General features: G+C 55.9%; 15 protein-coding genes. 2 read left to right on the top strand and 13 right to left on the bottom strand.

Going from position 1 to position 13,980, the window contains the following annotated elements:
- Window positions 1–57: 57 nt before the first annotated feature.
- Window positions 58–1,344 carry a homoserine dehydrogenase gene (locus tag IDH45_RS03325; RefSeq protein ID WP_190924625.1) on the bottom strand — a complete coding sequence of 429 codons (1,287 nt, stop codon included), beginning with the start codon at window positions 1,342–1,344 and terminating at the stop codon, window positions 58–60.
- Window positions 1,345–1,377: 33 nt separating this feature from the next.
- Window positions 1,378–1,860 carry an ACT domain-containing protein gene (locus tag IDH45_RS03320; RefSeq protein ID WP_190924623.1) on the bottom strand — a complete coding sequence of 161 codons (483 nt, stop codon included), beginning with the start codon at window positions 1,858–1,860 and terminating at the stop codon, window positions 1,378–1,380.
- Between the two features lie 238 nt (window positions 1,861–2,098).
- On the opposite strand from IDH45_RS03320, the gene IDH45_RS03315 reads away from it, so the two are divergent.
- A complete protein-coding gene (locus IDH45_RS03315) occupies window positions 2,099–2,599 on the top strand; it encodes an NUDIX domain-containing protein (RefSeq protein ID WP_223836330.1) in 501 nt (166 codons plus the stop codon).
- Window positions 2,600–2,721: 122 nt separating this feature from the next.
- On the top strand, window positions 2,722–2,904 hold the full coding sequence (locus IDH45_RS03310) for a hypothetical protein (RefSeq protein WP_190924621.1): 183 nt from the start codon (window positions 2,722–2,724) through the stop codon (window positions 2,902–2,904).
- A gap of 559 nt (window positions 2,905–3,463) precedes the next feature.
- On the opposite strand, the gene IDH45_RS03305 is transcribed toward IDH45_RS03310, so the two are convergent.
- The 11 genes from IDH45_RS03305 to minD all read right to left on the bottom strand — a co-directional run bounded on the left by IDH45_RS03305 (window position 3,464) and on the right by minD (window position 13,974).
- Entirely contained in the window at window positions 3,464–4,972 is a 1,509-nt protein-coding gene (locus IDH45_RS03305) for a UDP-N-acetylmuramoyl-L-alanyl-D-glutamate--2,6-diaminopimelate ligase (protein ID WP_190924619.1), read from the bottom strand.
- 223 nt (window positions 4,973–5,195) lie between these two features.
- The gene (gene obgE, locus IDH45_RS03300; RefSeq protein WP_190924617.1) at window positions 5,196–6,503 is read right to left on the bottom strand and encodes a GTPase ObgE; all 1,308 of its coding nucleotides are present in this window, start codon (window positions 6,501–6,503) and stop codon (window positions 5,196–5,198) included.
- Window positions 6,504–6,563: 60 nt separating this feature from the next.
- On the bottom strand, window positions 6,564–7,184 hold the full coding sequence (locus IDH45_RS03295; RefSeq protein ID WP_190924615.1) for a Spo0B domain-containing protein: 621 nt from the start codon (window positions 7,182–7,184) through the stop codon (window positions 6,564–6,566).
- 113 nt (window positions 7,185–7,297) lie between these two features.
- Complete coding sequence (gene rpmA, locus IDH45_RS03290; RefSeq protein WP_190924613.1) at window positions 7,298–7,609, bottom strand: 50S ribosomal protein L27; 312 nt, start codon at window positions 7,607–7,609, stop codon at window positions 7,298–7,300.
- Between the two features lie 26 nt (window positions 7,610–7,635).
- Window positions 7,636–7,965 (bottom strand): ribosomal-processing cysteine protease Prp, encoded by a 330-nt coding sequence (locus IDH45_RS03285; RefSeq protein ID WP_190924611.1) that lies wholly within the window; start codon window positions 7,963–7,965, stop codon window positions 7,636–7,638.
- Window positions 7,966–7,976: 11 nt separating this feature from the next.
- Entirely contained in the window at window positions 7,977–8,288 is a 312-nt protein-coding gene (gene rplU / locus IDH45_RS03280; RefSeq protein ID WP_190924609.1) for a 50S ribosomal protein L21, read from the bottom strand.
- 228 nt (window positions 8,289–8,516) lie between these two features.
- Complete coding sequence (locus IDH45_RS03275) at window positions 8,517–9,776, bottom strand: Rne/Rng family ribonuclease (RefSeq protein ID WP_190924607.1); 1,260 nt, start codon at window positions 9,774–9,776, stop codon at window positions 8,517–8,519.
- A 215-nt stretch (window positions 9,777–9,991) separates the two neighbouring features.
- Window positions 9,992–10,873, bottom strand: a complete 882-nt coding sequence (locus IDH45_RS03270) for a M50 family metallopeptidase (protein ID WP_223836329.1) — start codon at window positions 10,871–10,873, stop codon at window positions 9,992–9,994.
- Entirely contained in the window at window positions 10,866–11,813 is a 948-nt protein-coding gene (locus IDH45_RS03265) for a peptidoglycan DD-metalloendopeptidase family protein (RefSeq protein WP_190924605.1), read from the bottom strand. The genes IDH45_RS03270 and IDH45_RS03265 overlap by 8 nt, the downstream gene beginning before the upstream one ends.
- A 201-nt stretch (window positions 11,814–12,014) precedes the next feature.
- On the bottom strand, window positions 12,015–13,172 hold the full coding sequence (locus tag IDH45_RS03260; RefSeq protein ID WP_190924602.1) for an FtsW/RodA/SpoVE family cell cycle protein: 1,158 nt from the start codon (window positions 13,170–13,172) through the stop codon (window positions 12,015–12,017).
- Between the two features lie 7 nt (window positions 13,173–13,179).
- Window positions 13,180–13,974, bottom strand: a complete 795-nt coding sequence (gene minD, locus IDH45_RS03255; protein ID WP_190924600.1) for a septum site-determining protein MinD — start codon at window positions 13,972–13,974, stop codon at window positions 13,180–13,182.
- Window positions 13,975–13,980 lie beyond the last annotated feature (6 nt).

Raw genomic sequence — 13,980 nt, 5'->3', positions numbered from 1 at the left:
GCGAACGGCTCCTTTATATGTGTATGAATGCATCTAATATAGTAGTTCTGCTAAAAATTATCCTTCGACCCGGTACACACTTTTGATCTTCTGGATCACTTCAAGCGATTCGAACTCCGCAAGCACACGGTTCATGCTGGCCAGCGACGCGTCGTGCGTCACGATGACGATCTCGGCATCGGCGATCGAATGATTCGGCTGCTGAACGACCGATTCGAGGCTGACCTCGCAATTGGCGAACACTTGCGTGATCTTGGCAAGAACGCCGGCTTTGTCGTCCACGTGCAGCCTGACGAAATATTTCGAAGCGATCTGTTCCGGCGTCTTCAGCTTTTTCTCCTTATACGGAGAAAAAATTCTGCGCCCGTTCACGCCCAGCTTCAAGTTTTTTACAACCGCGACGAGGTCGGCCACAACGGAAGTCGCCGTCGGCATCTCGCCCGCGCCAGGGCCGTAAAACATCGTCTCTCCGACTGCTTCGCCATAGACGTACACGGCATTGAACACTCCGTTCACCGCAGCAAGCGGGTGCGTCTTCTTCACCATCGTCGGCTGGACGCTAACGCTGATCAGATCGTCCTGGCGCTCAGCAATGCCAAGCAGCTTGACCTCATAGCCGAGGCTTTTGCCGTATTGGATATCTTCCTTCGAAATTTGCGAGATGCCTTTGACGCTGACGTCCGGGAAGCTGAGGCTTGTATGAAAGCCGAGCGTTCCGAGAATCGCCATCTTGCGTGCCGCATCATATCCTTCCACGTCGGAGGTCGGATCGGATTCCGCGTATCCCAGCTCCTGCGCTTCCTTCAGCACGTCCTCGTAGGACGCGCCTTCCTGACTCATTTTAGTCAAAATATAGTTTGTCGTCCCGTTGACGATCCCCATAATCTTCGTAATCCGGTCGGACGAGAAGCCATCGATCAGCGTCCGGATAATCGGAATGCCGCCCGCTACGCTCGCTTCGTAGAAGACGTCGCAGTTTTTCTCGGCTGCCTTGGCGAGAATCTCCGCTCCGTGCAGCGCCATCAAATCTTTATTCGCGGTAACGACATGCTTCCCCTTCTCCAGCGCCGCGAGTATATAGGTTTTCGCCAGCTCGATGCCGCCCATCACTTCGACGACGATCTGAATCGACGGATCGTTTACGATTTCCCAGGCGTCCTCGGTGAGGCGGTCCGATTCGAGCGCATACCGGCGAGATTTGGATTTATCCTGCACGAGCACTTTGGCAATGCGGATCTCCGAACCTACCTGTTTTTGCAAATCTTCCTGATGCCCCTCGACGATGCGCAGCACGCCGGTTCCTACCGTGCCCATCCCGAGCAGACCTACTTGAATTGGTTCCATCCTGTTCTCTCCTCCTGAGTTCGCATTGTATCTTTATGAGCCTTGACCGATCAGAGTCGCTTTCCGGACACCGTCCTGGTGACGCAGCACATCCATTAACCGGGCGGCGTTAGGTCCGCCCATCTGGGATGTGTCGACCGACAGCACCACGTTCGCCATGCCTTGCAGCGGAATCGTCTGGTGAATGGTCAGCACGTTGCCCTCCAAACCGGCGATAACCGCGAGTACCTTCGATAAGATCCCCGACCGGTGCTCCAAATCCATGGACAGTGTGACGAGCCGTTCCCTCTCCAGCTTGTTCAGCGGATGTATGCCGTCCTTATACTTATAAAAGGCGCTCCGGCTGATCCCGACCTGCTCGACCGCTTCGTGAACCGTCTTCGCTTGTCCTTTGGCCAGCAGTTCCTTTGCTTGGATCGTTTTGACGACCGCTTCGGGCAAAATGTCTTCCCGTACCAAATAGTAACGTTCGGTGTCGTCTTCGCTGGAGCCGTTCGCGCTAGTGTCGTGTTCCACAGGCGATTCGTCCTCTCTGTAAAGACTGTTGTTTGTATATAGTGGACATTATACCGAAAACGCCGGATCACGGCAATAGGTGAAATGAAATATAAACGACCGTTTTCAAACAATCCGGAAGAGAGCGCTTTATCCGGCTCCGCCCGGCGTTGGCGCGAAGTTGCCGCTTCCGGGCCGCCGTGCTAAGATGGATAACATGATTGCAGCGGGTGATCGCTTACGAACGGGAGGATACTTTATGAAATGTCGGATGATGGCCGCAGCGATGCTTTTTCACGAAGACAAGCTGCTTATGATGAAACGCTCGATGAGCCGGACGCTGAACCCCGGCATGTGGGCCGCGGTAGGCGGACACCTCGAGCCGGAGGAGCTCAGCCGTCCGCGCGACGCATGTCTGCGCGAAATCGCCGAGGAAACCGGGTTTGCCGAAACCGATATCGAGCAGTTAACGCTCCGTTATGTATTGCTCCGCAACAACCAGGGGGAGCTGAGGCAGCAGTTTATATACAGCGGAATCGCGAAGCGGACCGACTTCGTCGATACCGACGAGGGAGAGCTCCACTGGATTCCGGTCGCTAGAGTGTTGGACCGCGACATCCCCTACATCTTCCGCGCCGCCCTCGAGCATTATTTCCGCGAAGGCCCCCGGGACCACGCCTGGGTCGGCACGGCCAACAGGGATACGGCAACCGGCTATCCGCGAGTCGACTGGGTGCCGCTTACGGACCCGCGCTATTGACGGCAGCGGTCCGGACCGGGGCGGAAGGTGAAGTGCCATGCGGGTATGAAGGAGCTTCGCTCGGTTGGTACGCACCGAAGCACTGAAGCACGGTGGCCGAGCAGCAGCGGCGGCGAGAGCGGTTGTGGACACGGATACGGTACGGGGAAGACGACGGGGCGGCAATGGGGACGTTGAGGGACGTTGGGGACGACGGCGGCGATGAGGGACGTTGGTACGAGAGATGGGAGACGACGGGGCTCAGTCTGGCGAGACAGGAGAGAGACGTGGCAAGCTTAGCGGAAGCTTCACTTCCGTTATTTTAAATTTCCCACCGTTTTAGTTCATATCCGGAAGAATAACTTCCGTTATCTCAGCGAATTCCAGCGAATTCAGGTCCATATGCGGAAATTGCGGAACTAAAGCTTCCGCTATGGAGGCCCCAAGCGCCGAATGTTGGAGATAGAGGAAGCCGGGCTTCCTCTATTGTCGGGAGCAGGGGCACATTTCCGGGAGCAGGGGTACTTTACTTGGTATAGGGTACGTGTGGAGACTGTGGGAGCTTTATCCCGGACAGATGATCCACCTCTTCCTGCGCTGCGCCTGCGGATTCATTCGCGATACGTTCCTTCAGCCATCGCACTTAATCAGGAACGCTCCTGCCCGCCGGTATTCCTCTCCCCATTGTCTGCTAACAACGCCTTGGTCCGCCTAGTTATTCCCCAACTTCCTTCTCCCATCTTGTGTGCTCCGACCCGCGTTCGTACGTTCTCCTGCATGCCGCCTTACAGAACTCACCCGTTACGGTGTTATGATAATAGCTCCGCGTCCAGACAAATATCCGCCAACAAGCCAGCCGCCAGCCAAACTCGCCTCTCCACCGCCTCACCTTGGAGTCTCGTCTTTTTTCCTGCGAATGGCCAGTCTCGCTTCCGCCCGATCGTCGAAATGAACCGTGCCGTCCTTAAAAATTTGATAGGTCTCATGGCCCTTGCCCGCTATCAGTACGATATCGCCCGGACCCGCCAGCTCGACCGCTCTTCCGATCGCCTGCTTCCTATCCTCGATCAGCTCGTAGCGGGAGGCGTCGATCCCCGCTTCCTTCAGTCCCTGCTCGATGTCCTGCATAATCGCCGACGGCTTTTCCTTCCGCGGGTTATCCGAGGTTACGATGATATAATCGCTATAGCGGGCAGCCAGCCCTCCCATCATCGGACGTTTCGACCGGTCCCGGTCTCCCCCGCAGCCGAACACCGTGATCACGCGCCGCTCCGCAAACTCCCGGACCGTAGACAAACAGTTGTCCAAAGAATCCGGCGTATGGGCATAATCAGCCAGTACGAGAAACGGTTGACCTTCGTCGACAACCTCCATCCGTCCGGCCACGCCTTGGATTCGGGCCAGCCCTTCACCAATCACCTCGAGCGGGACGCCTTCGACGAGACAGCTGGCGGCGGTAGCAAGCGCGTTGTACACATTAAACTTCCCGACCATCTGGAGCTGTACCTGAATCGTGCCGGTGTACGAGCGCAGTTCAAACTCGGTTCCCCTCGCCGTTAACCGGACATTCGAGGCGGTCACGTCGGCGTCACCGTGTATCCCGTATGTCACGACCTGAGCGGTCGTTTGCTTGCGAAAATAATCGGAGGCCGGATCGTCGATGTTAAGGACGGCATACTTGCGCTTGGACGCATCCGGGGAGAAGGCGTTGCCCATTCTGGAGAACAGCAGCCCCTTGGCTTCCCTGTACCGTTCCATCGTGCCGTGATAGTCGAGATGATCCAGCGTCAAGTTGGTAAAAACCGCCGTTCTGAACTCACAGCCGATGACACGCCCCATATCGAGCCCCTGGGAAGTCGCCTCCATGACGCAATAGTCGGTCTGATGGTCCGCCATTTTCCTCAGATTCGCTTGCAGCTTGTAGGACTCCGGGGTGTTAATATCTGTTTCGTGCTGCACCTCTCCGATCTTCGTCCCGATATTGCCCATCAATCCGGTGCGATAGCCGGCATAAGCCAATACCGCTTCAATCATATGGCTGGTGGTCGTTTTGCCATTCGTCCCGGTTACGCCGATTACCTTCAACTGCGAACTTGGATATCCATAGAAATGCGCCGTCATCACAGCCATCGCATAACGGGCGTCCGGCACCTGAATCGTCGGCACGGCCAGCCCGACCTCGCGTTCGACGATCAGCGCGGCCGCCCCTGCACGAACCGCTTCCTCCGCATACGGGTGGCGGTCCTCCTGCAAGCCCGGTATCCCCGGAATGCAAATAAACAAATCGCCGGGACGAACCTGCTTCGAGTTCATCGCAAATCCGCTGATCTCCGTCTCCATATTTCCGGACGTCCGGGCAATGGTAAGCAGGTTCGCCATTTCGTTCAGCTTCATAATAAGCAACCCCCTTTACGTCACGCAGCTTCAAAGTGTCCGCTGCTCATCCTGCACCAACAGGCATATTCAAGTCAGTTCATTTTCAAGTTCGTTTCTTGTTTTCGCCCAGCTTCTCCCATTATAAGCGTCTACAGCCTGGTTAGCATCTGTCGCTTTCTCTCCAAATACAAAAAACTGCCGAAGCTTCGCCCCGGCAGTGTATGGTACAACTTTGCGATTGTCATTCCTGCTCGACAAATTCAAATTCAAAGTCGCCGATCCGGACCATATGTCCGTCCTGGGCTCCTTTTTTGCGCAACGCCGCTTCAATTCCCGACTTGCGCATCGTCACGCCAAACCGCATCAGCGCATCATACGAGTTCATGTTGATCCGCTTGAGCATCTTCTCCACCGCGACACACTCGACGACGAACGTATCGTTTTCCCGGCGGATCGTAAACTCGTTCTCGTCTTCTTCCTTCTCGAAGCGGTATATTTTACGCTCCTCGACATCCACTACTTCTTCGACAAGCGGCGTTTCCGGAATTTGCTCCAGCAGATCGGCCGCCCGGTACAGAAGCTCCCGCACGCCCTGCTGGGCTACGGCCGAGATCGGGAAAATTTCCATCTCCCCATAACCGTCTCGCTCCAGCTTCTCACGGAACAGCTTCAACTGCTCGTCCGCCCCCGGCATATCCATCTTGTTGGCCGCGATGATCTGCACCCGCTGCGACAGCTTCTCGTTGTAGAGGCGCAGCTCTTCGTTAATCTTGAGCCAATCGTCGTACGGATCGCGTTCCTCGGTAGCCGCCATGTCGAGGACATGGATGATCAGCCGCGTCCGCTCCACATGGCGCAAAAACTCGTGACCGAGCCCTACGCCTTGATGCGCGCCTTCGATCAGCCCCGGCAAATCCGCCATAACGAAGCTGCGGCCTTCCCCTACATCAACGACGCCAAGGTTCGGCGTAATCGTCGTGAAATGGTAGGCGCCGATCTTCGGCTGAGCGGCCGATACGACCGACAGCAGCGTCGATTTCCCTACGCTCGGGAAACCGACAAGCCCGACGTCCGCCATCACCTTCAGCTCCAGGATGACCCAGCGTTCCTGGCCTTCCTCTCCGTTCTCGGACAGATAAGGGGCCGGATTGCTCGGCGTCGAAAAACGCATGTTACCGCGGCCGCCGCGGCCGCCCTTACCGACGACGACCTCCTGGTCGTGCCGGGTCAAATCGGCAATAATCTCATGCGTGTCGTCATCAATCACAATCGTGCCCGGCGGCACCCGCACGATCATATCTTCCGCGTTCGCCCCGTGCATTCCCTTCGTCTTGCCTTTTTCGCCACGTGGCGCCTTGAAATGCTTCTGATAACGGAAATCGATCAGCGTTCGCAGTCCCTCGTCGACGCGAAATACAACGTCTCCGCCTTTGCCTCCGTCACCGCCGGCCGGCCCGCCTTCCGGCACGTACAGCTCCCTCCGGAACGAAATGATACCGTCCCCGCCGTTGCCGCCTTTTACGAAAATTTTTGCTTTATCTAAAAACATCCTACACCTCGTCCTATACGCCTGGTACAAGTTTAGAGCTTATCCATGGGATGAAAAGCTCTAAATTTGAATTAGTGGCACATGAATGTCAAATACCGCCTTCTCGTTGTCGTACACAGCTCCACTTGCGACTCTAAGCTTGGATCGGCCTGCCCCGACCGCCTCGCGCAGTTCATGAAGCAACTCTTCGCGCCGATAGCCGCCGTCGTAGTCGAAACCGATTACTAGGCAATCGGACTGAACCGACAGCTTTAAGCGCAGCCGGTTCACATCGCCGTCCGCCGGAACGGCGCTCTGTCTCGTAAATGCTTCGATCACGGCAATAATCGCATCCGAAACCGTCCCGGAATCGACCGAAAGCTGGGAGAGCTGCACATCCGGTCCCAGCTCCACGTCGAGCCGGATCGACCGGCACCGTGCCCGGTAAGACTGCAAATAAACGACCAAAGCCGGATCCCCCAGCTTGGAGATGCAGCTTTCTCCGATCAGCTTTTCTCTTATCGTTTCCATGTAATCGTGCATTTTATCATATTTTTTTAACTTCAAGTAGCCGTAGAGCACTTGAATGTCGTTCATCCAATCGTGGCGGAAATGATTAAGCGTCTCCGCGAACAGCTCATCCTTACTTCCGGAACGGATGGCCGGCTGGTCCAATTCGTATCGCTGCGCATTTGAATTCATCTTGATTCCCCGTTTGCTTCAACTTCTTCCACAGTATAGCATGACAGGTTCAAAATAAAAACCCCCGGTCCTGCAAGACCGGAGGTTAAACGCTGATCGGATCGATCAGAAACTTACATTTCGGAAGCGGCTGCTACTGGAGCGGCTTCTACCGGGTAGACGCTCACTTTTTTGCGGTCACGGCCCAAACGCTCGAACTTCACAACGCCTTCCACTTTCGCGAAAAGCGTATCATCCGTACCGCGGCCTACGTTCTCACCAGGATGGATTTTCGTTCCGCGCTGACGAACGAGAATGCTTCCCGCTGTCACCGATTGGCCGTCTGCACGCTTAACGCCAAGGCGCTTCGCAATGCTGTCGCGACCGTTCTTCGTGGAACCTACTCCTTTTTTGGATGCGAACAACTGCAGGTTCAGTTTTAACATCGTAGTCTACCTCCTTCTTTCGTTAGTCAAGACTGCTGCAAAGCGATATATTTGCCGTATGCATCCTCGATCGTCTCCAGCATCGCCAGCATCGATTCGAGAAGCAGCTGAATTTGCTTTGTCGTTTCCACATCCGTTCCTTGCGGAATACGGACGTTCAGATAACCTTCGCGCATGTCGTTCGGAAGGGCGACTCCCGTCAATTTCTCGACGGCGTTCACCGTACCGACCGTTACGGCAGATACCCCGGCACATACGATATCGTGCCCCGGCTTGCCGTAAAACGCGTGTCCGGATACCGTAAAAGCTTCAATCGTCCCGCTCTCGCGGCTTCGCCTGATGTTCACCCGGATCATATCGAGACACCTTACGCTTGGATGCTGTCGATAATCACTTTAGTGTACGGCTGACGATGACCTTGCTTGCGGCGATAGTTTTTCTTCGCTTTGTATTTGAAAACGATGATTTTCTCGCCTTTGCCGTGCTTCTCCACTTTACCGGAAACCGTTGCTCCGGATACGAGCGGAGTGCCTGCTACCAAACCGTCTTCTTTCGATACAACCAATACGCGGTCAAACGTTACGACATCACCTGCGTTAGCTGTTAACTTCTCTACGTAGATTGTGTCGCCTGCTTGAACTTTGTATTGCTTGCCGCCAGTTTCAATAATTGCATACATGCTTTGCGCACCTCCTCATGTCTCAGACTCGCCTTGTCCCAGGTGACGGCTCCGCGGCACAATGCCGGTGAAGTCGCGCTTATGACCCGACTCGAGCGGTTACAGCATGTGCTCATGCGCACATACCTAAGTATTCTACCACAGCAATCCGCATGAAGCAAGAGCTTTCTCGCGGTCTGCTCCCGGAAATACGGCCTCATCGCCGGCTTGCGCTTTGGTCATTCCAAGTTATTTTTTGCGCGGATACGTTTTTCGTTCCACGGCCACTTTGCCCGACCCGCCGCATGTATGGCATACGGTCATCATCGAATCGTCGAGACTCTCCCTTGCTTTCTTGCGCGTAATTTCCATAAGCCCGAGCTTCGTCCAGCCGACGGCGAACGTCTTCGTGCGATCCCGGCTAAACGATTGTTCCAGCAGCGCGGCAATATCCATCCGATGCTTGTCCGACGACATGTCTATAAAGTCGACCAGAACGATGCCGCCGATATCGCGCAGCCTCAGTAGCCGTGCGATCTCCTCCGCCGCTTCCGCATTCGTCGTGAACACGGTGGCCTCCGGATCGTCGGTCCCGGTATATTTGCCGGTGTTGACATCGATCACCGTAAGCGCTTCGGTCCGGTCAATTACGAGATAGCCGCCGCTGCGCAGCCACACTTTACGCTTCATCGCCCGCTCGAGCTGCTCGCGAACCCGGTACGCCACCTGCACAGGCTCGAGCCCTCTGTAGATGCGGATCCGATTGGCCAGCTCGCCGGATATTTCGCGTACGCGGCGGACGAGAATCTCGCCCCTCACCGGATCGTCGATTACGAGCTCGTCCACCCGGTCGGTAAAGGCATCCCGCACGACACGCTCAAGAACGCCCGGCTCCTTGTACAGCAGAGCGGGAGCCGCGGACTTTTCGGAACGGCGGACGATGTCTTCCCATTCGGAACGCATCACGTTCAAGTCCCGCTCCAGCGCGGCCTGGGTCTCGTCAGCCGCAACCGTGCGGATAATGATGCCTTCCCCCGGCCGGCGCATTCGTTCGGCGATTTCCTTGAGACGCGAGCGTTCCTGCTCGGAACCGATCTTACGGGATACTCCCACGTAATCGGCGGCCGGCATATACACGATCCACCGTCCGGGAAGCGAGAAATGGGTCGTAATGCGCGCCCCTTTCGTTCCCAGAGGTTCCTTGGCCACCTGAACGAGTATATGCTGCCCGGGCCGGATCAGATCGGAGATCGGCGGCTTGACGGACGGAATTTTATCCATGTGGGCCGGTAAAATATCATCGATGTACAAAAAAGCGTTTTTCTCCAGCCCAATATCCACAAAGGCGGCCTGCATGCCAGGCAGGACGTTGACTACTTTCCCCATATATACACTGCCTACCAGCTGTTTCTCGGCAGGTCCCTCCGTGTAAAACTCTGTAAGCACCCGGTCTTCCAGCAGAGCGACCTGAGTCGAGCCGTCACGGCAATGCACGATGATTTGCTTCAATGAAACCTCACCACCTCACCTTATAGTGCGAGTTCAAAAAGTCCGGTTATCAGCACCGAGAAGATTGGATGAAGCTAGGAAATGAGGAGCGGAGCGTAGTGGCAGCTACGTGAGCACCGGAAATTCCGGCTGAATTCCATATTCGATGTCGAGCAGGCTTCCTGATCTGCTTCGTGATCAAAAGTGGGCTTTTTGAACAACCTCGTATAGCCTTTCTATTCTAACACGAAAATGTCGCTAACGGCACTTCCAGGTCGATTTAACTGAAAATAAACGTACAGCAGCTTCTGTTCGGGGAGGACGGCTTGAATGCAGCCTTGTTCGCTCATAATGTAGACGAGATGATATTTGTCGCGCATAAATAAACGAACGATCTCGGCAACGGTCCGGTGTCTGTAGATGACGATCGGCTGGGCAAGAGTGCCCTTGTCGATTAGACGATCCGTAACCGGCTCCCGGTTCATCAGAAACCGCATAAACTGAAAAGGAGCGTTCCTGTAGCCGTACCAATTGGAGTAGGCAAGGAAGATCGAGATCATAAGCAGATTGAGCTGGATTCCGCTCGATCGGAACCCGAGCAATGCAGCGGCGGCCAGCAGGAGGGAGAGCAGCAGGCTGACCAGACTGACCAGTACGAGCGTCCGGTAATACGGCAGCCAGCGGCTGACGAGCGCCTGCATCACTTTGCCGCCGTCGAGCGGCAGGACGGGAAGCAGGTTGAATGCGCCGATCATCAGGTTCGCTTTCAGAAAATAGTCGCTCCACTCCGCTTCCCACCATCCGAGTCCTCCCATAGCGAGTGCAAGCAGCGCCATCCAGCCGTTCTGCAGCGGCCCGGCCAAAGCGACGACCGTCTCCTGAAGCGCGCTGGAACGGCCCCCGTCCTCCGTCTCGGCTACGCCGCCGAACGGCAGCAGCTGCACGCGGATTACTTTCCAGCCGAAGCTTCTCGCTGCAGCGACATGACCGAGCTCATGAATCAGCACAATCACAAAAAGCGTGAGCAGCTCCGCGAAGTAGCCTGTCGCGACTGCGGCGAGCATCAACAGCAAAAACAACGGATGCAGGCGGAACGTAATCCCCCGCAGTTTAATCAAAAGGGATCACTTCTGTCGGATTGACGTATTGGTTGTCCTTTTTGACGACAACATACAGCTTGCCCGCTCCGCCAGCGGCATCTGTAGTTACGCTTCCGATCGTCTCTCCGCCGTTCACCCAATCGTTTTTTTGCAGCGTCGTGCTTTGCAGCCACGCATACGTGGACTGCAGGCCGTCCGCATGCTGAACGACCACTACCGTCCCCTTGTCCGTCCCGCTGGTGACAGAGACGACCCGGCCGGTATCGATCGCAATAACCGCCGCCAGCGGCTCGGTCCGCAGCGTAATGCCGAGATCTCCGTCGCCGCTGCGGCTGACGATTTTGCCGGTAACGGGAACGTAGATCCGTCCAAGCGAGGATGTACTCGCTTTTTGTGCTTCCGGTGCGTCTTTCTCCCGAATGGACGGGAGCCAGGCGGGCACGCCCCCGAACGACCGCTCATACCAGGCCGCCACCGCGGTGAAGTCGTAATCGACGGTTAGAGCGGTCCGCACCCACGCCTGCCCCCGCTGCGCCATCGGATGGTCGAGCTGGAACAGCCCCCATACGCCTGCGAATACGACGGCGCTGAGGCCGAGCTTGACCCAAATTTGCCGTACGCTCGGCGGTGTCATCCCGCCGTTGTCCGGCGTATCCGTCCATCCCGGCTGTTCCGCCCGCCCCATCGCCGTCCACCGTTCCTGCTCGCGGTGCTTCCATACGAACTCCGGGTCGTCCATCCGGTCGTCGCGGGCCGAAGACAAGTCCTCTCGGCCGCTGCCGTTCAGGTTAACGGGCCGGTACTGCGAAGAGTCGTGTCCGCTGCGCTCCCTTTGCCCGTCATAGGCTTCCTCGTGAAACACGGTTTTGTCATTGCCCGAACGAATCCCCTGCTCGGATGCGACTATTTGCTTCATACGGTCCATTCGCCGCTGCCGGACGTTCGACTTGACTTCCATAGAGGTTCCCCCTCGCTATCCGCTCCCCTTTAAGGAAACAGGCAGGCTTCTTCCCTACATCCTATGAGCCGGAATGAACGGCTATGACTAGGGAAGGCGCACTAGGGACAGGCCGCCTGAACGAAAAACGTCCCGCTGCGGTACAGGCTGCGGAACGTTTCGGCATTCAGATCGGTTGGAATGTATCATCGTCGGGTTCGTTCAGTAAAGCGACTTCGGCTCCGGATGCGCATGGACGCTGACGACGATGCCTACGGCCATCATGTTGATCAGGATGGAAGATCCTCCGTAGCTGATAAACGGAAGCGTAATGCCCGTGAGCGGCATAATTCCGATCATCATCCCGATATTTTCAAACACCTGGAAGACGTACATCGAGACGATCCCGATGATGATATAAGAACCGGCCCGGTTCTGGCTTTGGATCGAAATATAAATCATCCGGTAAATCAGCAAAAAATACAACAGCAGCAGCACAGACGATCCGACGAAGCCGAACTCCTCCCCGATCACGACGAAGATCGAATCGGAATAAGGAAGCGGAATAAAGCCCTTCTGGATCGAATCCCCCTGCAAGTACGATTCACCGGTCAAACCGCCGGAGCCGATCGCCCTCATCGAGTTATGCACCTGGTACTTGGCGTCCGCGCTCGCCGAATCCGGATCGACAAACGTGTGAATCCGATTAATGCGGTGAACCCATTGCCCCATGTCGTTATCTTTTAGATACTGGACGACCGGGTCGTAGTACAGCTGGAACAAATAGAAAAAGAGCGCGATGAAGCCTGCTATGAGCCCGGCCCCGATCAGAAAATGCGTATATTTGATATTACCAATCCAGTACATGACGATCAGGACGACGATGAATATAATTGCGTTACCGAGATCCGGCTGTATCACGATCAGTGCCGTCGGTACCATGACGATCAGTCCGATCGGAACGATTTCCCGCCAAAAGCGCAGCGGCTCTCCATCCCGCTTGGCAAGAAACGCCGCTACCGCTATGATGGCAAGCAGCTTCATTAACTCGGCCGGCTGAAAGTTGAAACCGCCGAAAGGAAGCTCAAACCAGCTTTTGGCCGAGTTTTTCTCCACTCCGAAAAAGTAAACGGCAACCAGCAGCAGGACGCCGATGCCATACGTATACCAAGCGGTCTTGACGAGCAGCCGGTAGTCGAACAGCATCACGCAAAACAGCACGACGAAGCCGATACAGTAATTGATGACATTTTTGACGTCCGTCCCCTGGAATAGCGGATCGTTAGCGGTGGCGCTATGAACGACAAGCGTGCTGATGATCATGAACAATACCATCAATATAACGATAGACCAGTCGGTTCGCTTCAATTTGTCCAGCAAGCTTTACTCATCCCATTCCAAGAAACTTCTTCATTTTCCCGAATACGCCCGTCTTCTCCTCGAGCGGCATTAACGGCACGGTGTCGCCCAGGATGCGCCGGGCGATGTTGCGATAAGCGATAGCGGCCCGCGACTTCGGATTCATGACCGTAGGTTCGCCGCTGTTCGCCGACTTGATGACAGCTTCATCGTCAGGTACGATCCCGAGCAAGTCGATCGACAGCACCGAGCAGATCTCGTCGATATCGAGCATCTCGCCCTTTTTCATCATATTCGCCTTGACGCGGTTAATGATCAGCTTCGGCCCGTGCACCCGCTCCTGCTCGAGCAGGCCGATGATCCGGTCCGCATCGCGAACGGCCGCCAGCTCCGGCGTCGTCACCACGATCGCTTTGTCCGCTCCGGCGACGGCATTTTTGAACCCTTGCTCGATTCCGGCCGGGCAGTCGATTATGACGAACTCGAACTCTTTTTTCAGCTCGACGATGATGTCGCGCACCGCCTCCGGGGAGACGGCGTGTTTGTCTTTCGTCTGGGCGGCCGGCAGCATATACAGCTCCTCGAACCGCTTATCCTTGATCAATGCTTGCTGCAGCCGGCACCGGCCCTCCGTAACGTCGACGATATCGTAAATGATCCGGTTTTCCAGCCCCATCACGACGTCGAGATTACGCAGTCCGATATCGGTGTCGACCATACATACTTTTTTGCCCAGCAAAGCAAGAGCGGTCCCTACATTGGCCGATGTCGTCGTCTTGCCGACTCCACCCTTGCCTGAAGTAATGACGATTGCCTCTCCCATGCGTCA

Origin of the sequence: Paenibacillus oceani (assembly GCF_014705615.1) — a bacterium.
Lineage (GTDB): Bacteria > Bacillota > Bacilli > Paenibacillales > NBRC-103111 > Paenibacillus_AB > Paenibacillus_AB oceani.
The sequence above is the reverse complement of the archived record's forward strand: the minus strand, read 5'-3'. Positions and strand labels throughout refer to the sequence as shown.